Raw genomic sequence first — 22,236 nt, forward strand, 5'->3', positions numbered from 1 at the left:
GGGATGTCGGGGACTCGGCCATGCCAAAGGGCGTGGTGCCCTGCGGATACGCCGTCAGGCGCCAGACAAGCGCGGACAGTTGTCGGCGGGGTTATCGGCAGGGTCCCCGGCCCGGTTGCGGGCGTGGTCGGGGGCGGGAACATCGCATCGCGACGCTAGAAGTTACGTGGAATCACTTGCGAGGCTGGTGACTCGTACGGGGACCAACGCACTGAGGGACCAGCGGAACCGGATGGTTGAGCTGAGGGAGAAGTGGCCGATACTCGGTCGGCACGAGCAGGCAGCGGCCTGGCTGCAGGTGTGGCAGGACTTGGGACGGGCGCCGAGGACGATCGATGCCCTACGCCCGGGGGCTGGCGGAGTACCTGGAGTTGTGCGAGCAGGAGAGCGTGGACCCGACGCGGGCAACGCGGGCTCATGTCGCTCTGCATGTACGGGAGTTGGGCTCACGGCCGAGTCGTCGGGGCGTCAACGTGGTGGCTCTGGACTCGGGTGCCGGGTTGTCGAACGCGACAATCCAGCAGCGTCTGGTGTCGGTGCGGATGTTCTACGACTTCCTGGTCGAGGAGGGGCTGCGCCAGGACAATCCCGTCGGCCGGGGACGCTACACCCCTGGGCCCCGTGGAGGCGGGCAGCGGCGGGGGCTGGTGCGGAGGCTGGTGAAACTTCCCTGGATTCCAAGCGACCAGCAGTGGCGGCGCGTCCTGGCGGTCGCCGCCGACGAGCCGGTACGCACCCGACTCATGCTGGCCTTGGCCTACGATGCGGCCCTGCGCCGGGAGGAGTTGTGCTCGCTGCGCACCGACGACCTGGACCCGGGGCGGCGGCTGGTGCGGGTGCGGGCGGAGACCACCAACAGCCGCCGGGAGCGGGTCGTGCCCTACTCGGCGGCGACCGGGGTCCTGCTCACGCAGTACCTGGTGCACCGGGCCACGGTCAGCCGGGCCCGCGGTGGGCTGTTCCTGTCCGAGTCGCGGCGCAACTTCGCCCAGCCGCTGAGCCTGTGGACGTCGTCGAAGGTGGTGCGCCGGATCGCCGTGGAGGCCGGGGTGGAGCGCTTCTCCACGCACACCACGCGGCACCTGTGCCTCACCGATCTGGCACGGATGGGCTGGGAGGTGCACGCGATCGCCACGTTCGCCGGACACCGGCACACCGACTCCGCCATGCGCTACATCCACCTCTCGGCCCGGGACCTGGCCGAGAGGTTCGCGCGCGGGATGGAGCAGATCCATGCCCAGCGGGTCGCGCTGCTGAGCGCCGGGGCCGAGGGTGCCGGAGGGCGGCGGTGACCGCGCTTGCCCTGGCCGCAGGGAAGGCGGCACCCGAGTGGGCCTGGCCGCTGGACGGCGATGCCTGGGACCGGGAGCCGCGACTGAGCGCCGAGGAGCGCACGGTGCTGGTACAGGCCGGCCCGCGGCTGTTGCATTCCTCCCGGCTGGCTCGGGCGGAACGCGGAGCGCTGGCACGGTTGCTCGGGCCGCTGGAGCAGGTGCGGTCCTGCCTGTGGATCCCGGACAAGGCCGGACATTGCGCGGCCACGACGGCTACGGCTTCCCCAAGTGGGTGACCGGCCTGGACGTCGACATCGACGCGCACCGCACGACCGCGCGGGTGGCCAATGAGGCGGGCGGGACCGACCTCGCGCTCTCCGCGCCCACCCCGGCCCAGAACAGCTACCCGAGCGGCAGTCGCGTCTCGTCCCTGACTTCGTACACGTCGATCGACGGCGCGTGGCACTCGACCCTGAGCCAGACCAACGTGCTCTCGGCGGGCACCGCGCTCGTCCCACGGAACCTCCAACTCACGGTGGGGAAGGGGCGCATGGCCGATGACCTGCGCTCCCTCAAGCCGATCCGGACCATCCAGTTCGACGTCGTGACCGAGGGCCAGCTCGCCCTGCACATGCCGGTCCCGACCTCGGTCCACACCCGGTAGTGAGGAGCCCCGCCATGGCCACAGCCCAAGCCACTTCCGCCCCATTGCCGGCGCCCCTGACTCCGGCCCGGCTCGAACGGCTGGCGGCACGGGCCACCGCCGCACCCGACGCCGTACGCGTGACCACCACCGCCCCCTACACCGGCGCGCCGCTGGCCGACGTGCCGGTCTCCGCGCCCTCCGACGTCGAGGACGCCTTCGCGCGGGCCCGTATCGCCCAGCGCGCCTGGGCCGCCACCCCGCTCAGCCGCCGCAAGCAGATCCTGCTCCGCTTCCACGACCTCATCCTCGACCGCCAGGACGAGGCCCTGGAGCTGATGCAGGCCGAGAACGGCAAGACCCGCCGGGACGCGTTCCTCGAAGTCGTGGACATCGCCATCGTGTCCCGCTACTACGCCCGCAACGGCGTCCGGTACCTGGCGCCCAAGCGCCGCCGGGGCGCGATCCCCCTGCGCTGAGCATGGCCGCCAGTGACGCGATCGCCGCGCTCATGGGCGGCAACGCCGTCGTCCAGAAGCCCGACACCCAGACCGCGCTCACCGCGCTGTGGTCGCTGGAGCTGATGCGGGAGGCCGGACTGCCCTCCAGGGTCTGGCAGATGGTGGTCGGGCGTGGCAGCTCCATCGGCGGCGCGCTGATGGACAACGCCGACTACATGATGTTCACCGGCTCCACCGCCAGCGGCCGCACGATCGCACGGGACGCCGGTCGGCGGCTCATCGGCGCCTCCCTCGAACTCGGCGGCAAGAACGCCATGTTGGTCCTGGACGACGCCGACATCGAGAAGGCCGCCGACGGCGCGATCGCCGCCTGTTTCCCCTCGGCCGGCCAGCTCTGCGTCTCCATCGAGCGCCTCTATGTGGCCGAGTCGGTCCACGACCGGTTCGTGGCCGCATGCGTCGCCCGTGCTCAGCGGCTCAAGGTCGGCGGCTCGTACGACTTCAGTTGCGACGTCGGCAGCCTCACCACGCCCGCACAGCTCCAGACGGTCACCGAGCACGTCGACGACGCCGTGGCCAAGGGAGCCACGATCCTCGCGGGTGCCACGGCGCGCCCGGACCTGGGGCCGCTGTTCTACGAGCCGACCATCCTCGCCGACGTCACCCCGGACATGACGCTGTACGAGCACGAGACGTTCGGGCCCGTCGTGTCGATCTACCCCGTCCGCGACGACAGCGAGGCCATCGCGCGGGCCAACGCCACGCCGTACGGCCTCAACGCCGGCGTCTGGTCCCGTGACGGGGCGCGGGGCCGGACCGTCGCCGCCCGGCTGCACGCGGGCACCGTGAGCGTCAACGAGGCGTTCGCCGCCGCGTGGGGCGGCGTTGACGCGCCGATGGGCGGCATGGGCGACTCCGGCCTCGGGCGCCGTCACGGTGCCGAGGGAATCCTCAAGTACACCGAGGCCCAGACCGTCGCCCACCAGCGTATTCAGGGGTTCACCCCGCCGGCGAGGATCGCGCCCGAGACCTGGGCCGCGCTGCTGACCGGCGCCCTGAGGGTACTGAGGACAATCGGCTCCCGCTGAACCAACGACAAGGCGGCGCGGCTCTGTTGGAGCCGCGCCGCCTTGTCGTGTCGCAACGGTTCGCGCTACGCGGCGCGCCTCCCCGTGCTCAGCCAAGTGCGGTAGCGGCGCAGCGCCCGGCGCTGCTTGCGCCGCTCGGCGAGCAGGGCGACCGCCGGGTGGGTGCCGGGCGTGGGGCGGCTGCCGCGGGCTATGCGGCGCATCTGATGGCGGACCTGCGCCATGCTCGCGGCCGCGGCGAGCGCCTTGTCCGACCAGGTCACCGGCCTGAGCTGTCGGTCGGCCTCGCGGCCGGTGCGCCAGCGCTCGGGCAGGTCGGGGGTGACGGCGAGGGCGGTGCCCATCCCGACGATCGCCACGCCGCTGTCGAGGACGCGCTCGGCGGTCTCGCGCCGGGTGATGCCTCCGGTGAGCATCAGCGGCAGCGGGCTGGTCCCGACCAGGTCCTTCGCCAGGTCGAGGAAGTACGCCTCGCGGGCCTGGGTGCGCGCGTCGGCCGCGCGGCCGGACATCGCCGGGCTCTCGTAGCTGCCGCCGGACAGCTCGACCAGGTCGACGCCAAGCGGTGCGAGCATCTCGATCACCTGGCGCGCGTCGTCGGCGTCGAAGCCGCCGCGTTGGAAGTCGGCCGAGTTGAGCTTGACCGCGACCGCGGAGGAGGGCGAGACGGCGGCCCGTACCGCGCGGACCACGTCCAGCAGCATCCGGGCCCGGTTCTCCAACGAGCCGCCCCACTGGTCGGTGCGCTTGTTGACCAAGGGAGAGAGGAACTGCGAAAGCAGGTAGCCATGCGCGGCGTGCACTTCGACGCCGTCGAAGCCGGCCTGCTCGGCGCGCCGGGCGGTGACCGCGTACCGGGTGACCGTCTCCTCGATCTGCCCGGCGGTCATGGCGACGGGGCGGCCGAAGCGGCTGCTGTGCCTGCCCAGGTCGACGCCGACCGCGGACGGGCCCCAGACGACGCCGGGCATGTCGGAGCCGATCTGGCGGCCGGGGTGGTTGATCTGCATCCAGATCGCCCCGCCTCCCGCCTTACCGGCCTTCGCCCACTCGACGAACGGCTCCAGCGGCGCGGCCTCGTCGAGCACGACACCGGCCGGCCCGGTCAGCGCCTCGGCGTGCACCATGACGTTGCCCGTGATCAGCAGTCCGGCACCGCCCTCGGCCCAGCGCCGGTACAGCCCGAGCAACTGCCGGCCGGGCAACTGGCCGTCGGCCGCCATGTTCTCCTCCATGGCCGCCTTGGCGGTCCGATTGCGCAGTACCTGCCCGGAGCGCAGGGACAACGGCGAGAACAGTTCGCTGGTCATCCTGCTTTCCCCTCTCGATCTCCATCACCTACAATGTGTACAGCGTTCACATTAAACCGAGAATGTAAGCGCCGTAAACTTCAAGGAGTGTGACCCATGCCGCAAGCGAGCAGCTCGTATCACCACGGCGATCTGCGCGCTGCCTGCCTTCGCGCCGCGCGGGATCTGCTGGAGGAGGACGGCAGCGCCGGGCTTTCACTGCGCGCGGTGGCACGGCGAGCCGGCGTCTCGGCGACGGCCCCCTACCGGCACTACGCGGACCGCGACGCGCTGGTCTCCGCGGTCGCCGCCGAGGGGTACCGCGAACTCGCCGAACACCTGGCCGCCGCGCATCCCTCGCCGAAGACCCCGGACGAGCTCGCGTCGGTCGCCGTCGCATACGTGCGTTTCGCACTCGACCGGCCCGCGATGTTCCGGGTGATGTTCGCGGAGCCGTGCGATCCGAACAGCGAGGAGCGCGTCGCGGCGACCGCCGCCATTTCCGGCTACGTCCGCGGCATCGTGCACGCCACCTTCCCCGGATCGGACCCGGACGCCCTGTCGACCACGGTGTGGGCGCTCGTCCACGGCCTGGCCTTCCTGCACCTGGACGGCAAGCTCGACTCCTCGACGCCCGAGGCGGTGGACGCCCAGGTGCGCGCGGCCGTTCAGGCGCTGTTCTCCGTGTCGGCGGCACGGTAGGGGCTGCCTCATGATCCAAGGAGCAGAAGGCCGAGATCGTCGCCCAGGTACGGGAGAAGGTTTGGCCGATGATCGAGAGCGGGACCGTACGGCGCCCGGCGGCGTCTTCGTCGAACCGGCCGACCACGGCCTCGGACGATCCCGCGGCGACCTGACCAGCAAGATCCATCTCGCGGTCGAGCAAGGCCAGAAGCCTTTGTCCGTCGTGATCACGGCCGAGCAGCGGGGCGATGCCCCGCAGTTCGAAGCGCTCCCGGAAGCGATCCGGGTGCCGAGGCTGGGGCTCGGCAGGCCGCGCAAGCGGCCGGACCGGGTGCGGGCCGACAGGGCGTACGACTCTCGCAGTAACCGCTCCTACCTGCGCAGACACGGGATCAAGGCCAAGATCCCGGTTCCGGCGGACCGGGTCCGCAACCGGCTCAAGCACGGATCGTATGGCGGGCGACCGCCGATGTTCGACAAGCACGGCTACAAGCAGCGGCACACGGTCGAGTGCGGGATCAATCGTCTCAAGCGCCACCGGGCCGTCGCCACGAGGTACGGCGTACTCGCCGTCCGCTACGAATCAACCGTGCTGGTCGCAGCCATCAACGAATGGCTGCGACCAGCACCGTCGTAACGACCCTCAGACGATGTCGAATTCGTTGCCCTCGGGGTCCTGCATGGCGGCGGCGTAGAGCCCCATGTCCGACTCATCCTTAATCCGCAGCACGGTGGCACCAGCTTTGACCAGCCGTTCAACCGTGGCCTTGACCCGCTGTGTACGGATGTCCAGTGGAACGTCATGGCCCCCACCGACCTTCAGATCGAAGTGCCACCGGTTCTTGGCGGCCTTCGGCTCCGGAACCTGCTGGAACCACACCCTCGGTCCATGTCCCGTGGGATCGATGATCGACTCCGGAATATCCCCGGCACCGGCCGGCAACTCTGCCTCGGGCACCCCCATCGCCGCCCAGTAAGCACGCCACGTGGCGTGCCCGCCCGGCGGAGGCTCAGGCACGTAGCCCAGGGCCTCGGCCCAGAACGTCACCATTCTCTGCGGATCGGAGCAGTCGATTGTCAGCTGCACTGTCATCTCCATGCTCGGAGCATCCCAGGCAGGACTGACAGACGATCAACTCTCGTGACAGGCCCTAGCCGTGGGTGGCGAGGAAAACTTCAGGCAACAGACTCACCCTCCCCGCCTTCGTCGTGGTCACATGCACTTTGGTCGGAACACACGATCAGACAAAGGCCGCTCACACGTCCGGCGAATACCCGCGCGAAGTAACCCGTTCGACACGGTTCGAGATCGTGGCACGATGTACGGCATGACGACGAACCGAAAGGTCCATGCCGCGTAGACGGCCAGGGCGCGTCCGGACCGGCTTTCCCCGCCACCGGACACCAGAAGCAAGGCCGGACATCGGCGGCCTGTCCTCGCGTGCACTGTCCGAGATCCTCCGTCTCGAACGCACCCGCAACTATCTGCAGCCAGGAGACGTCAGCGCGGCCATGCGTCTGTGGAAGGACTACGTCCACCGCCCCGAGCGTCAACTGTGGGATGACTACGAGTGGGGTAACGTGCACTGGTCCTGCTGCGGTGATCCCCTCGAAGCCCGTGCTCTCCTCGACACCGCGATGCAGGCGCTGTCACCTCGAAACGCACGCGAACTCCGCCGGATCGTCAGCCGATTTGACGCCGTCTGAAACCAACCGTCACCGCCGTACGACCCGGGCGAAGGTTGAGACGCCGTTTCTGATGGCGGCGCCCCGCACAGGACCGGCTGGTTCGCTCAGGAGGTCATGCTGCTCGCCGGTCGGAGATGTCGGAGATGTAGAGCCCCATCCTCGATCCTGGTACGAGGAAGGGGAAACCTGTGTTTGAGGCAGCGACTCCGCGGAATCGGAGTCGCCGCAAGCTCCTCGATCCGCAACGATGTCGTTGTGGCCGCTTCCGCCCACTGCGAGTCCCACGGCGCCCATGCCGCCGCCGAGTTCGGAGTTCCGGCAGTGCTTTTCGACGTCACCCGCAGCGAACTCGCCGCCATCTTCGGCGAGGGCCGGCTCGCGACCCGGCCCGCCACCGCCTTCCCGCCCTTCGCCGCGGACACCGAGGGCGCCCGCCTCCTGCAGACTGCCGGCGTTCCCACCGGGACGCTCTGGCTGCGTGAGCCCGACGAGGGCTCCGGTCGGCTGCCCCTCGTCCAGGACGTCGTCGACGCGGAGGACTTCGAGGACTCCTCGGAGGATGCGGGCGAATGGCCCGTCATCGGCTGGCTGCTCAACGCTCACCTCGCCCTCGACCCCGGTTCCGGCAAGGTGCACGCCTTCGATGCCGACGAGGGGACCGTGCAGGAACTCCACACGGACGTCTCCTCCCTCGTCCAGGTCACCCTCCGGTTCCAGCGCGTGCTCAAGGAGTTCACCTTCAGCAGCGACGACGGCGACGAGGAAGCCGACTTCGAGCGCTTGGAGCGCGAGGTCGAGCGTATCCGTCAGGAGACGAGCAGCATGGACCCGCTCCCCCTCCAGGACGACGAGACCGTCTGGTCGGTGGTCGGGGAGGAGATAGCCGCGGGCCAGCGCTTCAAGGGCAACGCCCCGGGAGCCCGCTCGCTCTACGGGTGATCGCCGGCCGATGTCGCCCACGAACCTGGCGGTCCGCGGGGGAGACAACACGCCGTCTCGGTATCGCTCACGACCAGCTTCCGTCGCAGCTGGCTCTCAGCCGAACACTGCCGAGCGGACGTCGCGGAGGGCGAGGGCGGGCGCCGGATAGTGTGACGCTCGTCCACTGACAAGGCGACGGGGGCGGCAATGCGCATCGCGGTGACAGGAGCGGCGGGCGGCCTGGGCGGGCGAGTGGTGCAGTTGCTCGCGGGCCGGAACGGTGTGGACGTCGTAGCGATGACCAGGCGGAAGCTGCCTGTCGAGGCATTGCCGCCGCAGGTGGAGGTCGCCGTCGCTGACTACGCTGATCCGCCCGCGCTGCGTGCGGCGCTGAAGGATGTGGACACTCTGGTCTTCGTCTCCAGTGACGGGCCTGATGCACGGGTGATGCTGCACCACCGCAATGTTGTCGCTGCCGCGACAGCCGAGCGCGTCGGCCATGTCGCAGCGCTGAGCAGCGTCGACGCCGACATGGCGTCCCCGTTCTGCTATGCCGTGGTCAACCGGCTCACCGAGGACTTGCTCCTGGCCTCCGGCATCCCGTACTCGTTCGCCAGGGCTTCGCTGTACATCGAGTTCTTCCAGTCCTGGCTCACCGAGGCACGTGCGACCGGGCTGCTGCGGCTTCCGGCCGCGGACGGCCGGATCTCCCTGGTGGCACGCGACGACGTGGCCCGCGCCCTCGCCGCGCTCGCGGTGGGTGAGCCGACCGGGCGTCACCATGACATCACCGGACCCGAGTCGACGGACCTGGCAGGCATCGCCTCGGTCACGGCGGAGGCGTGGGAGACGCCTGTCGCCTACGTGGACATCCCGGCTGAGACGTACTGCGCCGAGACGGCGGCGACCGGCCTGGATCCCTGGTGGCTCTACGCCTTCGCGTCCATGTTCGCCTCGGTGCGCGAGCAGCGCTGGGATCGAGTCTGCACCGACTACACCCGTCTGACCGGCCGCCTTCCCCTCGCTCTCCACGACGTCCTCTCGGCACAGGTGAGATAGAGCGGGACTGCCGAGTGGGTCAACAACGACGCTCAGTGGGGCCAACTCAATCGCTGCCGCAGGGGCCTGACCAGAAAACTGCCTCCTTCGATGAGAATTCTGCGAGCACACGTCTCGGCTTCCAACGCAGACCCGCTCAGACGCACCAAAGGCCCTCGCAGCGGAATGGCCAAGCGCTGTGGCTGACACACGGCCGAAACCCGTGCCCACGCCGGGCGCGTGGCGCGTGAGGGGTTCTTGACACGGACCTGTCGAGACTGAAGAGATCGTTCGTGCGGTTGTTCGCAGCCGTACACAGATCGCTCCATCGCTCTACAAGGGAGACCACGATGCGATTACCCCTGTTCCCGTCCCGCGCCAAGGCCCGCTCCGGTCCAGGTGGATCGCGGCTGACCGCCGCCCTCACCTCCGCTTTGCTGGCTGCCGGACTTCTGGTCGGTGCCGCCCCCGGGCAGGGTGGCTACTCGGCGCGGGCGGACGACCGGCGGGCGAGCCCCGCGTCCGACGGCAGCCTGCCGTTCGCCACCTACAACATGCAGGGTTCCAACCGCGGGCTGCGCTGGAACGGCGAGGTCGGACCGCTGGCGATGCGACACCAGGTCATCGCCCTCCAGGAGGTCGGCAACGGACCGCCCCCCGAGCCGTTCCAGACCCGGGGCACCGGTGAGTCGATACCCATCCCCGGTCCGTTCCCGGCGGGCCTGCCGAACCACGTGAACCACACGCGGTGGGACTACCGCCACCACCGCCTTCACGTCTACTACCTGCAGACCGACCCACGGCGCAACAGCACCACGGGGCAGGACCGCTGGCAGGGCGGCCGGGTCAATCTGGCGGTCGTCACACACGACCGCGCGGAAGAGGTCCGCGTCATCGAGAACCCGCTGTACGACCGCGACGAACCCCGCGACGAATACCGCTACCGCCGCGCACTCGGTGTACGGATCGGCAACACCGTCTACTACAACGTCCACGCGCGCGGCACGGACGTCCCCTACCTGCTCGCGGGGATCCGCGCGGCTGCCCGGCCCGGCGAGAACTGGGTCATGGTCGGTGACTTCAACCTCGACATCCGCAACCGTACCGACCAGCAGGCCAGGGCTCAGACTCTGCACCTGCGTGCCGACGAGCAACTGGCGCGTCCCAACCGCCCCACCCACCAGCAGGGTGGCGAACTCGACTACGCGATCACGCGCGGCACACCCCGGTTCAACGCGGACATTCCCGCGGCGCGCAGCTCGGACCACTATCCCGTCCAGTTCGAACCGGCTCCCACTCCCGTTCCGGCCGCGCCCGACGGACCGGTGCACAACTTCTCCTCCAGCTTCGAGAACGCCCGGACCGGGTTGGTCCTGGATGCCCAGGACAGGGCCTGGGGCCAGGTGACCACCACCCAGGAGCGCTACAACCTGCGTCAGCGGTTCCGTGTGGGCACGGTGCAGGGGCACTGGTACCGCTTCGGCGTCGGCGACAGCCCCGGGGCGGCGTCCGGCGCCCGAGGCGCTCTCGCCGACCGCGCCGCCGGGATGTGCCCCGGCCTCAACCCGTTCCTCCCGCTGTCCGTCATCGTGCTGTCGTGCGACTCGCCCCTCGCGCAGTGGCAACCCGACGACCTGGGTGCGCCCGGCGGCCCGCTGCGCTGGCACAACTCGGTGTATCCGGGGCTGTGCCTGACCGGTCTGGGGAACGAGCAGCAGGTCCTGGCCCTGGCGTGCGGCGACAGTCCCTCCCAGCAGTGGTGGGACAATTCCCGCGGGGTGTCCGACCGCGCGTGGGAGGCCGGTGACCTGCGGGTCCGGCTGCGCGCATGGAACGGCCTCTACCTGGACCAATTCGGCGAGCCCGGCCGCGACGGGACCCCGCTGACCACCCGTCGGCACAACGGCGCCTACACCCAGCGCTGGGCCATGGAATACGCCGGCCTGGGCGACAACATCCTCCGGCTCAAAGGGATCGGCAGCGGCGGACGGTGCGTCGACATCCTGGACACCCACCAGCCCCGGCCCAGCGAACGTTCCCTGCTGCACGACTGCACCGACCACGGCGCCAGGGACGACGGCACGGGCCACCGCTGGCAGGCGGAGATGTATGGGGACGGCTCCCTCCGCTTCCGCAACGAGGCCGCGCACCTGTGCCTGGTGCCCTCGGCGCGGGAGGCGGCCTACGTGACGATCGAGAACTGCAGCGACGACGCCCGTCAGCGCTGGACGATCGTGCCGTAGCCGTGACTCCGCAGTCGTGACTCGGTAGCCGCGAGGCGAACCGGGCCTGGGCCGACGCAGGGCAGTCGGCTCAGGCCCCAGGGGCCGGCCTCCGCCTCCTCTCCCCCACTCGTGCTCAGTGGCCGACCGGTGACCGGCGACATCCTGAGACAACGCTGTCTGTAGTCGCTCTTTGATGATGGGGGCGGAATCGTGAGTGCATGGCGCCCGCGCCTGGACACTGAATGCGAGGAACGCCCGTGGACACCTGGAAGATGTGCATCGCCTTGAGCCGGCGCATCGTGACCGCTGCCGATCAGATTCCAGAAGAACTCACGCTGCGGCACAGACGTTTCAAGAACTGGTCCATGAACCCGAAATCAGCAGACGCACTGCTGGAGACGTTGCTGGCGCTGAGCATCCACTCCCTCGTGGTAGACGCTGCCGCACACGGAAACCCGGACGCTGCAGCAGTGATCCAGCAGACGCCCCTTGCCGATATCGCAAGAGCGGCGACCGTACGGCCGCACCACGAGCTCCTTGCGGGCCTGCCTCCTCTCACCGAGCCCGATCAGTTGCGTGTCAACGCGCTGAAGGTCCTCATCTACGACGACGCATCCGCCTTGCCGCTCGGCCGCCTGAGCCAAACCGCCCGCATCACCATGCAGCAACTCGCCGCCGCTATCGGTGGAGAAGACCCCGTCTGCTCCGACATTCCGACAGACCCCCAGTAGCTTTGTCCATGAGAACGGACAGCAGATGTTCACCACTTCGCAAGACGCCTCGGTCCGGCCCTGTTCGACGTTCATGACTTCGGGCGGCACAGCTGCGGGGGTGGGGCCGCGATCGGCTGTCAGCCCCTTCTGTCAGCATGCTGCCGTGACAGCCACACATGATCAGCGTCCTGCCGAAACCACTCTCGACTTCCTGCGCTCTGCGTTCCCACCGGAATGGCGCGAACCAGCGCTCGGCCATGAAGCCGTCGCAGAGTGGGAGGAGGAGAACCGCGTGGTCCTTCCGGAGCCGTACAGGACCTTCGTCGCGGAGATCAGCAATGGCTCCAGCCTCGGCCCCGCCGGCGACGGCGGTCTCCAGCCACTCGGCTGGCTGCCCGACACGTGGCCCCAACTTGGCCCGCGGCAGCCCGGGGAGCCCTTCCCCCTAAAGGTGGCCTGGATCTGGGAGGACGACGAGAGCGTCGCCCCCGAGGCCCCGGACCCGCGGATCGACGCCGCATTCAACAAGGGATCCATCGTTCTCGGGTCCGAAGACGGGCCGTCGTTCTGGCTCCTGCTGACCACCGGTCCCCGCCGCGGTGAGGTGTGGATGGTCGCCGACGTCGGCGCCATCCCCGCGCCTGGCGACCAGGCATGGGGCTTCGAAGAGTGGGTGCGGCGCTGGCACAGCGGCAACGATTGGTGGGACTGAACGCTCCGTCCTGCACGTTCGCAGCTCGCGGAGCGGCGGCAGTGCTCCCCCACACGCCCCCGGCACGGGCCCCGCGCACGACTCCCGGCGTATGGGCGCCTCTGCCTAACCTGCCCTCGCCGTACACACTGGCGTCATCAAGCCCGAGGCCCTGGTCGCCCCGCCCGCCCTGCTGGTCGTCGACGGCCAGTTCGGCCCGGCGACCTGCGCAGCCCTTCAACGGCTCCTCAACAACCGCCTCGGTCTGGCACCCCAGGACACCTGGGACAGCAACACCACCAGTCAACTCCAGAAGGCCCTCAACGCCGGCGCGTTCTAGCAGATTCCGGGCCGGGACCCGCGGGGCCTGGCCCGGAACCCAGCGCAGGGCGCACACGAGCATCAGATCACCAAGTGAGGATCCGATGAAGACAGCCACAACTCTCGCCACGCAAGCTGCAGTCCTGATGACCGCAACGCCCGCTGTCAGCACCGCACCGGTCACCGCCGGCGGTGTCGGCAACCCCCGCGATAGCGATCAGCAGAAGGCGTCGCGGGGTCAGAGAACCCCCGGGGCTCAGGGTACGGCTGCCAAGGCTGACCCGCTGAGCGGCTTGAGGTACGCCGCCGCCCTGAGCCCAAGTGACCGCTGTTACGTCGCCGAGCGCCCGTCGAGTTCCCGCCGCTTGGCGGCCAGTGCTCTCGCCAATACCTTGGTCCGGTACGGATTCGCAGGGCTCAGGGCCGTTGCCACCGCCACCGCCTCGTCCAGCAGAGCCAGCCGTCGCTCAGGCAGGTCCCGTACCAAGGTCGAGCCGCTGGCCTCCACCAGGACGTATGCCAGCTTCGACCCGTACACCTCCGGCTCGACCTGTGCCAGAAGCCGGTAGATCCACAACCCTTCGGCACCGCGCACCACCCGCCGGTTGGCGCTCAGCAGCATGACCCTCGCCCGCAAGACGATGTCCTGATCCATCAATCCCCCTTCGCTCCACCACCCCCGGCCAGCTCCGTCACACGACGGGACAGCAAAACGAACGCATCGGCAGCCAGGAACAGGTGCCGATACGTACGCCGGAGAGTGGATGACGACGAGTCTGCGGGCAGACCACTCCCTACGCCAAGACCGAACGGACGTGCTCTCCGTCCTACCGCAAACCACCTCCGAGCAGGCATGATGGACCTGACACTCACCCAGGCCCGAACCGCGCCCCGCACCGGCCAGCTGTTCAGCAGCCGGCGTGCAGTTGGATGTAGCGGATGCCCGCGTGCCAGCGGTCAGCGATCTGGATGGCCTGCCGGTGCTCCGGCAGTGGCGGCGTGGCCCGACGTCCACGAGCACGGTGCCGTAACGCCGACCCTTGCGGGTGGCCTACTCATCGACACCGGCCACCCGCGGTGCCGCAATGTCTGGTTCCGGCACCGCACTGACGAGGCGCAAGACGGTACTCCGGCCGACGGCCATCCCCAGGACCGAGGCCAGCCGGGCGTCGGCCCGGCCTCCGAGCTCACCAGCGGCAACGGGACTACCGTGGTGGTGCATGAGCACCTGGTTGCCCATGGACGCCGGGCCCCGCCTCGCCGGCGCGGTCGTCCTCGGAGCCGCGGTCGGCGTGGCCGTGTGGTTCGCGACCGACGTAGCGCTGGGTGTTCTGGCCGGTATCGCCGCGACGGAACTGTTCTTCGTCGTGGCGGGCTGGGTGGTGCTGTGGCCCATGGACGCCAGGGACACCCACAGCAACGCCAGGCGCGAGGACTTTCGGCCTGTCGCCGAGGAGCTGTTGGTCGTCGCGGTGTCCCTGTGCGGACTGGTCGCCATCGTGCTGCTGCTTGTGCGCGGCAAGTCCGACACCGGCCACGTCGCGGCCGCGACCGCATTGGGCGGGGTCTTCCTGGCCTGGGCCGCGCTGCACCTCACGTACGCCACCCGCTACGCCTACATGTACTACGAGAACGCGGAGGGCATCGACTTCAACTCGGACCAGCCGCCGGCGTACCGGGACTTCCTCTACTTCAGCTACAACCTCGGCATGACCTATCAGGTTTCCGACACCAGTGTGTCGAGCTCGGCGATCCGGGCGATCGTGCTGCGGCACGCGCTGCTGTCATACGTCTTCGGTACCAGCATCCTCGCCACCGCCATCAATCTCGTCGTGGGACTGGTCAGCGGCTGACGGCTCCATCACGAGTTCAACCCGTGCGGCGCGTTCGCGGTTCCCTGGACGCGACAGCGAATCACCAGCTCATCTGTGCATGCGACTTCGGAAACTGACACCGACGGCCCATGGTTGATCTTGCTCGTGCAACAGATCGCTTGTGAAAGCAGCTGTGTTCACGCCCCACCGCTCCCGCTGCCCCGCACGACCGGGATCCACAGCTGGGAGTCGGTCTCCGCGCCGATCTCCACCGGCTGCGTCCGCAGGAGCTCCGGGCCTGGCCGGCTCATGTAGGAGTTCGAGGGGAACCACTGCGTGAACACGTCCCGCCACAACCCCTGGAGCGCGCTCGGATAGGGACCGTGGTTGTCGAAGACCGCCCAGGTCCCGGCCGGCACGTCGAGGGCGTCGAGTTCCTCGGCGGCTGCCTCAGGACCAGTCGCCACGCCGATCCAGTAGTCCGCCTCGGCGCCCTCCTCCCGGCTGTCGGTCAGGTACACCGCCGCCGACAGGATCCCCTCCGGCTCCCGGCCGGACAGCTCCTTCATCCGTACGATCGCCTGCTTGTCCAGGCTCTCCACGTGCGCCGCGGCGGCCGCGTTGACCCCCTCGTGCACGAGCGGGACCCGGGCCTTCTTGCCGACGATGCGAAACGACTCCTTCTCCACAATCCGGTACCGCATCGTCGTACTCCCTTCGACGACGACACGGAAGGACATGCGCGGCTGTGCCGTGAGCACCGCACCCGTGCGCCGGGCCTCGCCCGGCCCGATGCCGTGCACCGACCGGAATGCCCGGGCGAACGCCTCGCCCGAGCCGTACCCGTACCGCACCGCGACATCGAGCAGCGTCAACTCCCCCGCCAGCACCTCGGCCCCGGCGAGCGTCATCCGGCGGCGCCGCACGTAGACCGGGAGCGGCATCCCGGCGAGCGCGGAGAACAGCCGCCGGAAGTGGTACTCCGACACCGCGGCGATCCGGGCCACCTCGGCCATGTCGATCTCCCCTTCGAGGCTGGCCTCCAGGTGGTTCAGCGCCTGATTCAGCCGCTCCAGCACGCGTCTCCGTCCTTCCTTCTTGTGTCTTCCCTGTGGGGAACGCCCACCCTGCCAACCAGCCACCGGGCTGTCGTAACGCGCGTGCTCGACGCGTAAAGCCGGGGTGTTGCCTGTCGGAGCAACCACCGATACGGCCGGTCGGCCCACGAGCCGACCGCGCGGCCGTCAGGCCGCCTTGCTGGAGTTAGAGAAAGTTCGACGCGCCCCGCCCGACAAAATCGGTGCGGGAATTGTTGGGCAGGAAGTCCCGGCGTTATCTGAGGCTTACACCCATGACTGATATTAAGGGGCTATGCGAGCCGCGGTTCGCCGCAGTACGTTCGGCCCTTGCAGCTTCGCTCGACAAGCACGACGTGGGCGCCTCGGTCGCTGTCTACCTCGATGGCGATCCGGTGGTCGACATCTGGGGCGGGTACGCCGATGCGGACCGCTCCATCAGCTGGGAGCGCGACACCCTCACCGGCGTGAACTCGACGACCAAGAACATGACCGCCCTGTGCGCGCTCATCCTGGCCGACCGAGGCCGGCTCGATCTGTCCGCGCCGGTCGCCGCCTACTGGCCCGAGTTCGCCGCGGCCGGCAAGGAGGGCGTGCTGGTACGACATGTGCTGTCTCATACCGCGGGGCTGCCGGACCTGTCCGGGCTGACGGCGGTCGAGGACCTCTACGACTGGGAGAACGTGACAGCAGAGCTGGCTGCGCGGGCCCCTGACTGGGAACCCGGGACGGCCGCCGGCTATCACGCGCTCACCTTCGGGTTCCTCATCGGTGAGATCGTCCGCCGCATCACCGGCCGCAGCCTCGGCGAGTTCTTCGCAGAGGAGGTGGCCAAGCCGCTGGGCGCGGACTTCCACATCGGGCTCCCCGCCGAGCATGACGACCGCGTCGCACCGCTCATCCCGCCGCCGTCACTGACCGACGAGTACGCCGCCAGCGGTCCGCCCGGACCGGACGGCGTACCACGGGAGGTCACCGGTGCCGCGATCCGGGTCAAGGACGCCAACTCAGTGGCCTGGCGCCGTGCGCAGATCCCTGCGGTGAACGGCTTCGGCAACGCTCGCTCTGTCGCCGTTGTTCAGTCGGTACTGGCAAACCGGGGAACGGCCGGCGGCGTGCGGCTGCTGTCCCCCCAGGGTTGCGAGCCCGCCTGGCAGGAGGTGTTCCGCGGTGAGGACCGCATCCTGGGGACGCCGATGTGCTGGACGGTGGGCTTCGGCAAGTTCGGCAACACCTTCGGCTGGGGCGGCTGGGGCGGCTCGCTGGTCGCGAGCGACCCAGGCTCACGCATGACGGTGGCCTACGTCATAAATCAGATGATCGACCGAGACCAGCAGGAGGACGACCGCGGCATGGAGATCATCATGGCCGCCTATGGCGGACTGCACTGACAGGCAACGGAGCGGTCTGGGCCCGCACAGGTTGCCCCTCTCCTCTGCCGCTCGCAATTCCGCGGGTGGGCGGGGACACTGCCAGTCACGCTCGACGGCCTGTGGCCTGCGGCTCCGAGGCCCCGTCGACACCCACTTGTCAATGAGTGGCCGACCCCGCTCGGAGTCGATCCCAGGGCGTTGGCCATTGGCTCGGCCTCGGACCCGGCCAATCACCCCTACTGTTGTTCACCACTTCCCAGATGTGCACCCACAGCAGATCGATGTAGTCGGTGCCCAGCCGCCGCGGGCTGGCCTCCACGCAACGGATCAGGTTCTTGTCGTGGTTGCCGGCGGCGTTGGGGGCGGTGCCGTCCATGGCCAGCATGTACTTCATGGAGAGCACGAATCGGTCGCGGTCCGAGCCCAGCAGCTCGCCGACGATTCTTTCGCTGCCGCCTTCCCTGTAGCGGTTGGCGGTGTCGATCACGTTCCCTCTCGCCTCCGCGTACGCCGTGAACATGTCTAGGAGACCCACAGCCCGGTGCGGCCGTGGCGCCGTACGTAGTTCCCCCGATGTCCTGCGGCGACCCGGCACGTGAAGATGTGGGAGAACGTACTACCCGGGGTGGAGCGAAAGGACTCGGATCTACCCAAGCGCCTGGTGAGGTTCGCCGGACCGGCCGTCGCGCACATGGTCAAGCTGCAGGAGGAACTGACCGGGCTGCTTCCGGACCTCGCCGCGCTCGCCCGGGCCACCGCCCGGGAGGACGAGGCGGACAACGCCTGACCGGTCAGCCCCCGCGGCCGACCCGTCGCAGCCCGAGGTGCGGGCGGAGCGAGAAAGTACGTCGCCGAGGACCAGGACAAAGCGCGTCGGCAAGTTGCTGCGCGCTGCCCCGGGGAGCCTGCCGGGTTCGCTTCCTTGTCCTTGCGTTGGGCCACACCGTGCGCGACCTCGGCTCGGGATGTCTTGGCAGCCGATGGTGCCTGACACCGCCTTGCCTCTTGGACGACCACCTGTCTTGCCATCCGGGGTCTCACTCTCGTGGGCCGCGGTGTGAGGGCGGCGCAACCGAATCTCCCACGCGGCCTTACAGGTCGGAAACCGCCCGCTACAGCATTCGGACTAGCTTCGTGATTATGAAGGTGTGGACGCCGATACGGTCGGCGCTCGGCAAGCTTGGCGCAGCCGCCAAGGTCAGCTTAGGAACGGGCAGTTCGGCACGCCGTCGGAGCATCCGACCGTCTCACGGCCGTCGGCCGATCCCTGGCTGGCGGAGCATCAGGGGCCGTGTGGCGGTGGTCATCACCATCCCGATCTGCCTGCTGCTGACGGTGGCCGGCCTTGCCGTGCACGGCAGCGCTGAAGCCCTCACCGACGCCCGCACAACCCGCTCCGAGGTTGGCCTCAGCCTGCGAATCCAGGCTCTCGTGCACCAACTGCAGCGCGAACGCGGCCTCACCAATGGTCTGTTGGGAGGAGAGGAAGAGTTTCGCTCACCCCTCGCCGGTACCCGCAAGCGCGTCGACAGGGCGCTACGCGCGATGCGCCGCGAAAGCGCCGCCGAGGAAGTCATTCGGCAGCACTTGCAACACCTCGCCGCCATCCGGAACGCCGCCGACAGGGACACAGCGAACCGTGCCGCGACCCTCACCTTCTACACCACCGCCATCGACGCCCTCAATGCCGTCGACCCGGTTTTGGGATCCTCGACTGGCACGGACCGTCAACTCCGCGACAACATCGCGGCGTTGCACGAACTGGCCACGGCCAAGGAGTCAGTCGCACTCGAACGTGGCTTCCTCAGCGGCGTGTTCGCCCAGGGCGGCTTTCACGGCCGCGAATTCCTCACCTTCACCGAGATACGTGCCACTCGCGTCGCCGCCCTCGCCCGCTTCCGGCACATCGCCACCGCACCCCAGCGCGCGGCTCTGAGGAACGCCTTCGGCACGCAGGACGCCGAACGCGCCACCGCCTCCGAGAACCGGGCGGAAGGCGCCGCCGACCGCTCCACGCTGCGCGTCGACGCCACCGCCTGGTGGGATGCGATGACCGCACTCGTCGACGATCTGTACGCCGTGCAGCAGTCGGTCGGTGACGACGCAAGACAGAGGGCCGACCGACTCAGCCACGACGCCGAGACGAGCCTCGCCGTCTATCTCGTCGCGGGCGCGCTCATGGCCGCGCTCGTCGCGGGCCTCGCGGCCTTTGCCTCCCGTTCCCTCACGCGCCCGCTGAGTGCGCTCGCAGAGGCCGCCCATCAGGTGGCGCAGCACCGGCTGCCCGCAACCGTCGCCCGGATCCAGCAGTCCCCGCAGGACCATGCTGGGCTCCTCCCGCCGGCCGACGTGCCGGACCACGCCGACGCACGGATGCTGGGCGGTGCGGCGGAGATCGCCGAGGTCGCTGCGTCCCTGCACCAGGTGGAACGCACCGCCGTCCAGCTGGCTGCCCAGCAGGCCGGTCTGCGCCGTAACACCACCGAATCGCTCGCCAATCTCGGCCGCCGCAACCAGAACCTCGTGCGTCGTCAGCTCAGCCTCATCACCCGCTTGGAGCGCAAGGAACTCGACCCCGACGCCCTTGCGGATTTCTTCGAGCTCGACCATCTCGCCACCCGTATGCGGCGAAACGCAGAGAGTCTTCTGGTCCTGGCCGGTCAGAATACGCCGCGGCCCTCGACAGCACCCGCCGACGGCCTGGAAGTCGTCCAGTCCGCCGTCGCTGAAGTCGAGCACTACCGGCGGGTCTTGATCGCGGCCGTGGAGCCCGTGCGGGTGCGCGGGCACGCCGTCGCCGACATCGCCCACCTCCTCGCCGAACTCATCGAGAACGGGCTGACTTTCTCGCCACCGAACGAGCCGGTCGAGGTGCACGGCTGGTACGACAACGAGGACGACACGTACTGCTTCGCTGTCGTCGACCACGGCGTCGGGATGTCCGAAGCTGAAAAGGAGCGTGCCAACGCCCGCCTCGCCGACGTTGGCGAGGAGGCTTTCCTCACCGCGCCCACCCGGTTCCTCGGCCACCTTGTCATCGGCCGACTCGCCCACCGCCTCGGCGACGGCACCCAAGTCCACCTGTTCGACACGACTGGCGGCGGTCTGTCCGCACTCCTCGCCCTCCCCAGGCGCCTGCTCGCCCCCGCGGACGGCCCCTCCACCGCACCCCTGACCGCCAGGCCCGCTGTCTCCTCCCTGCTCAACGGCTTCCGAGCAGGTGTGGCCCGTGCCGAGGCGCAAAGCACACAAGGAGCGTCATCGTGACCACCGCCGTCCAGAATTTCGGCTGGCTCATCTCGGAGTTCGCACGCACCGCCGACGGTGTCACCGACGCGGTCGCCGTCTCCTCCGACGGCCTGCTGATGGCCGCCTCGGACAGCCTCGATCGAGATCGCGCCGATCACCTCGCCGCCGTCGTCTCCGGAATCACCAGCCTCGCCCAGAACGCGGCAACGGCACACGGCTTCCACGGCATGAAGCTCGTGATGATCGAAATGCTCGGGGGCTTCCTCATGGTCGGACGCATCCGCGACGGCAGCTGTCTCGGGGTCCTCGCCGCCGAGGGGTGCGACATCGGCCTGGTCGGCTATGAAATGGCCGTCCTCGCCGACCGCGCCGGCGAACTGCTCACCCCGCAGTTGGTACGCGACCTCAACTCCGCTCCCCTGGCCTCGAGATAATGGCAGCACGCCCCGCATACCGGAGGGCTGGCGTCTCAGGCATACTGGCGCTCGTTGCCGCTGAGGTCCGGATCCAGGACGGGAGCCTGAGTGCCTGAGCTGCGTTGTGAGGCGGTTCGTTGGGTGGACGACGAGCCGTTTCCCGGCATCGTCGAGGTTCAGTTTGTTGACGCCGCGGGCCAACGTTGGTCCTTGATCGACAAGAGCTCGATCTTCGCGCAGTTCGCTGAGCTGACCCCCGATTCGGTCTACCCGGTGAAGGTCACGGTGGCGTGCGAGGTCCAGGGCGACATCGAGGCGACGGCCGGCGACGAAGTCCTGACCGTCTCCACTTCGCCGGACGGGGTCACGACGCCGGACGGACGGGACACCTTCGCTGTGAAACAGAGCCAGCTCATCCCGTGAGCGCGAGATTGTGAAGCCGGGCGATGGCGAGCATGGCCTGGTGAACACCGTTCCCCTTGAGACGGCAGTCCCGTGGGACCTTCCAGTTGAGGACGCCGGTGCCCTGGTAGCCACCATCCGCGATGACCGGGGTCCGCGGCAAGCCCGGTCGACACCTGACTCGGCAAAAGCTCTGCAGTGATGGCGACTACCGGCAGCGGGATACCAATCGCCACGACCAGGCGGCTGTCGGTGTCGATGACGACCTGCAGCTTGGTCGAATACCGGTAGTTCTTGCTGGAGGCGGCGATGCTGCCCTCGCGAGTGGGTACCAGGGTGCCGTCGACGATGTAGACCGTGTCCTTGCAAGTACGCTGCCACCAACAAGACCCGGTCCGCCAGCGGCAGCCGCCACGGCCTACCTCGCTTGACGTCACCTCCACGGCGCCGCACCAACGCCATCAACTTGTCGAACTGCCCCTCGGTCAGCCCGGAGACCGGCTCGATCCACCTCGGATCATCCGCTGAGATCACCCCACCCATGACCAAGCAACGCACCAAGCGCCACACCCGTTGCGGGACTGCCTCTCCCAGCTGGTACCGCCAGCGAGCCGCAGGGTCCGGACGTCGTGTTTCCCAGCAACGGGCCGGACCGGAAGGAGCGGCATGAAAAAGAGCAGTTGCAGTCGTCGGTACATCTCGTGCCGCCATGGACCGCGGTCGGCAGGGCCCGGCCGTCAGCGAACTGGCGTTCGTCGCCAATGCGGCCATCGGATCCATCGTGGTGCACCTCATGATGTCGTGGTGGACGGCCCATCGGTGACCGCCAGGTCACGCACCATCTCGGCACGGCGGCAGGGTGAAGCCGC

The 22,236-nt window shown here is 69.0% G+C and carries 21 protein-coding genes and 3 pseudogenes; 18 read left to right on the plus strand and 6 right to left on the minus strand.

The features are described from left to right. Positions 1–335: 335 nt before the first annotated feature. From IPZ69_RS06930 to IPZ69_RS06945, 4 genes and pseudogenes are all read left to right on the plus strand, one after another. Positions 336–1,292, plus strand: a complete 957-nt coding sequence (locus IPZ69_RS06930) for a tyrosine-type recombinase/integrase (protein ID WP_235453112.1) — start codon at positions 336–338, stop codon at positions 1,290–1,292. After that, positions 1,289–1,570, plus strand: coding sequence for a hypothetical protein (locus IPZ69_RS06935; RefSeq protein ID WP_235453113.1), 282 nt, complete (start codon positions 1,289–1,291; stop codon positions 1,568–1,570). The genes IPZ69_RS06930 and IPZ69_RS06935 overlap by 4 nt, the downstream gene beginning before the upstream one ends. Continuing rightward, positions 1,531–1,938: pseudogene (locus IPZ69_RS06940) on the plus strand (acetoacetate decarboxylase); the annotation flags it as partial. The gene IPZ69_RS06935 and the pseudogene IPZ69_RS06940, both read left to right, overlap by 40 nt. A gap of 14 nt (positions 1,939–1,952) precedes the next feature. After that, a pseudogene (locus IPZ69_RS06945) lies at positions 1,953–3,466 on the plus strand (succinic semialdehyde dehydrogenase). Between the two features lie 65 nt (positions 3,467–3,531). Here the strand turns inward: IPZ69_RS06945 and IPZ69_RS06950 are convergent. After that, positions 3,532–4,776, minus strand: coding sequence for an NADH:flavin oxidoreductase/NADH oxidase family protein (locus IPZ69_RS06950; RefSeq protein ID WP_235453114.1), 1,245 nt, complete (start codon positions 4,774–4,776; stop codon positions 3,532–3,534). Between the two features lie 96 nt (positions 4,777–4,872). Here IPZ69_RS06950 and IPZ69_RS06955 point away from each other — a divergent pair, with 96 nt between their 5' ends. Together IPZ69_RS06955 and IPZ69_RS06960 are read left to right on the plus strand one after the other, a co-directional pair. Continuing rightward, positions 4,873–5,457: a TetR/AcrR family transcriptional regulator gene (locus tag IPZ69_RS06955; RefSeq protein WP_235453115.1), complete on the plus strand. Its 585-nt coding sequence runs from the start codon at positions 4,873–4,875 to the stop codon at positions 5,455–5,457. Between the two features lie 61 nt (positions 5,458–5,518). Next, a complete protein-coding gene (locus IPZ69_RS06960) occupies positions 5,519–6,076 on the plus strand; it encodes a transposase (RefSeq protein WP_235453116.1) in 558 nt (185 codons plus the stop codon). Positions 6,077–6,082: 6 nt separating this feature from the next. On the opposite strand, the gene IPZ69_RS06965 is transcribed toward IPZ69_RS06960, so the two are convergent. After that, entirely contained in the window at positions 6,083–6,538 is a 456-nt protein-coding gene (locus tag IPZ69_RS06965) for a VOC family protein (RefSeq protein WP_235453117.1), read from the minus strand. A 413-nt stretch (positions 6,539–6,951) separates the two neighbouring features. Between IPZ69_RS06965 and IPZ69_RS06970 the strand changes: the two genes are divergently transcribed. The 6 genes from IPZ69_RS06970 (at position 6,952) to IPZ69_RS06995 (ending at position 12,737) form a co-directional block, all read left to right on the plus strand. After that, complete coding sequence (locus IPZ69_RS06970) at positions 6,952–7,146, plus strand: hypothetical protein (RefSeq protein ID WP_235453118.1); 195 nt, start codon at positions 6,952–6,954, stop codon at positions 7,144–7,146. 303 nt (positions 7,147–7,449) lie between these two features. Further along, a complete protein-coding gene (locus tag IPZ69_RS06975; RefSeq protein WP_235453213.1) occupies positions 7,450–8,067 on the plus strand; it encodes an SUKH-4 family immunity protein in 618 nt (205 codons plus the stop codon). 189 nt (positions 8,068–8,256) lie between these two features. Then, complete coding sequence (locus IPZ69_RS06980; protein ID WP_235453119.1) at positions 8,257–9,108, plus strand: NAD(P)H-binding protein; 852 nt, start codon at positions 8,257–8,259, stop codon at positions 9,106–9,108. A 329-nt stretch (positions 9,109–9,437) separates the two neighbouring features. Continuing rightward, positions 9,438–11,330 (plus strand): endonuclease/exonuclease/phosphatase family protein, encoded by a 1,893-nt coding sequence (locus tag IPZ69_RS06985; protein WP_235453120.1) that lies wholly within the window; start codon positions 9,438–9,440, stop codon positions 11,328–11,330. Between the two features lie 239 nt (positions 11,331–11,569). Next, positions 11,570–12,043, plus strand: coding sequence for a hypothetical protein (locus IPZ69_RS06990; RefSeq protein WP_235453121.1), 474 nt, complete (start codon positions 11,570–11,572; stop codon positions 12,041–12,043). A gap of 145 nt (positions 12,044–12,188) precedes the next feature. Beyond that, complete coding sequence (locus IPZ69_RS06995; protein WP_235453122.1) at positions 12,189–12,737, plus strand: SMI1/KNR4 family protein; 549 nt, start codon at positions 12,189–12,191, stop codon at positions 12,735–12,737. A gap of 631 nt (positions 12,738–13,368) precedes the next feature. On the opposite strand, the gene IPZ69_RS07000 is transcribed toward IPZ69_RS06995, so the two are convergent. After that, entirely contained in the window at positions 13,369–13,692 is a 324-nt protein-coding gene (locus tag IPZ69_RS07000; protein ID WP_235453123.1) for a hypothetical protein, read from the minus strand. Between the two features lie 565 nt (positions 13,693–14,257). Here IPZ69_RS07000 and IPZ69_RS07005 point away from each other — a divergent pair. Then, positions 14,258–14,890, plus strand: a complete 633-nt coding sequence (locus tag IPZ69_RS07005) for a DUF1345 domain-containing protein (protein WP_235453124.1) — start codon at positions 14,258–14,260, stop codon at positions 14,888–14,890. Positions 14,891–15,048: 158 nt separating this feature from the next. Here IPZ69_RS07005 and IPZ69_RS07010 read toward each other — a convergent pair whose 3' ends face one another. After that, positions 15,049–15,930 (minus strand): AraC family transcriptional regulator, encoded by an 882-nt coding sequence (locus IPZ69_RS07010; RefSeq protein ID WP_235453125.1) that lies wholly within the window; start codon positions 15,928–15,930, stop codon positions 15,049–15,051. Between the two features lie 272 nt (positions 15,931–16,202). Between IPZ69_RS07010 and IPZ69_RS07015 the strand changes: the two genes are divergently transcribed. After that, positions 16,203–17,318, plus strand: a complete 1,116-nt coding sequence (locus tag IPZ69_RS07015) for a serine hydrolase domain-containing protein (RefSeq protein ID WP_235453126.1) — start codon at positions 16,203–16,205, stop codon at positions 17,316–17,318. A gap of 139 nt (positions 17,319–17,457) precedes the next feature. Here IPZ69_RS07015 and IPZ69_RS07020 read toward each other — a convergent pair whose 3' ends face one another. After that, positions 17,458–17,820, minus strand: coding sequence for an aldo/keto reductase (locus IPZ69_RS07020; protein WP_374292923.1), 363 nt, complete (start codon positions 17,818–17,820; stop codon positions 17,458–17,460). A 141-nt stretch (positions 17,821–17,961) separates the two neighbouring features. Here IPZ69_RS07020 and IPZ69_RS46880 point away from each other — a divergent pair, with 141 nt between their 5' ends. The 4 genes from IPZ69_RS46880 to IPZ69_RS07035 all read left to right on the plus strand — a co-directional run bounded on the left by IPZ69_RS46880 (position 17,962) and on the right by IPZ69_RS07035 (position 21,388). Then, a complete protein-coding gene (locus IPZ69_RS46880) occupies positions 17,962–18,087 on the plus strand; it encodes a hypothetical protein (RefSeq protein WP_268834316.1) in 126 nt (41 codons plus the stop codon). Positions 18,088–18,593: 506 nt separating this feature from the next. Continuing rightward, positions 18,594–20,567: a sensor histidine kinase gene (locus IPZ69_RS07025; protein ID WP_235453127.1), complete on the plus strand. Its 1,974-nt coding sequence runs from the start codon at positions 18,594–18,596 to the stop codon at positions 20,565–20,567. After that, entirely contained in the window at positions 20,564–20,983 is a 420-nt protein-coding gene (locus IPZ69_RS07030; RefSeq protein ID WP_235453128.1) for a roadblock/LC7 domain-containing protein, read from the plus strand. Before IPZ69_RS07025 ends, IPZ69_RS07030 begins: the two co-directional genes overlap by 4 nt. 123 nt (positions 20,984–21,106) lie before the next feature. After that, a complete protein-coding gene (locus IPZ69_RS07035; RefSeq protein WP_235453129.1) occupies positions 21,107–21,388 on the plus strand; it encodes a hypothetical protein in 282 nt (93 codons plus the stop codon). On the opposite strand, the pseudogene IPZ69_RS07040 reads toward IPZ69_RS07035, so the two are convergent. Continuing rightward, positions 21,378–21,910, minus strand: a pseudogene (locus IPZ69_RS07040) (transposase). The gene IPZ69_RS07035 and the pseudogene IPZ69_RS07040 sit on opposite strands and share 11 nt — an antisense overlap. Positions 21,911–22,236: the final 326 nt, after the last annotated feature.

This window comes from Streptomyces olivochromogenes, assembly GCF_021538895.1.
In the GTDB taxonomy this organism is placed as follows: Bacteria; Actinomycetota; Actinomycetes; order Streptomycetales; family Streptomycetaceae; genus Streptomyces; species Streptomyces olivochromogenes_A.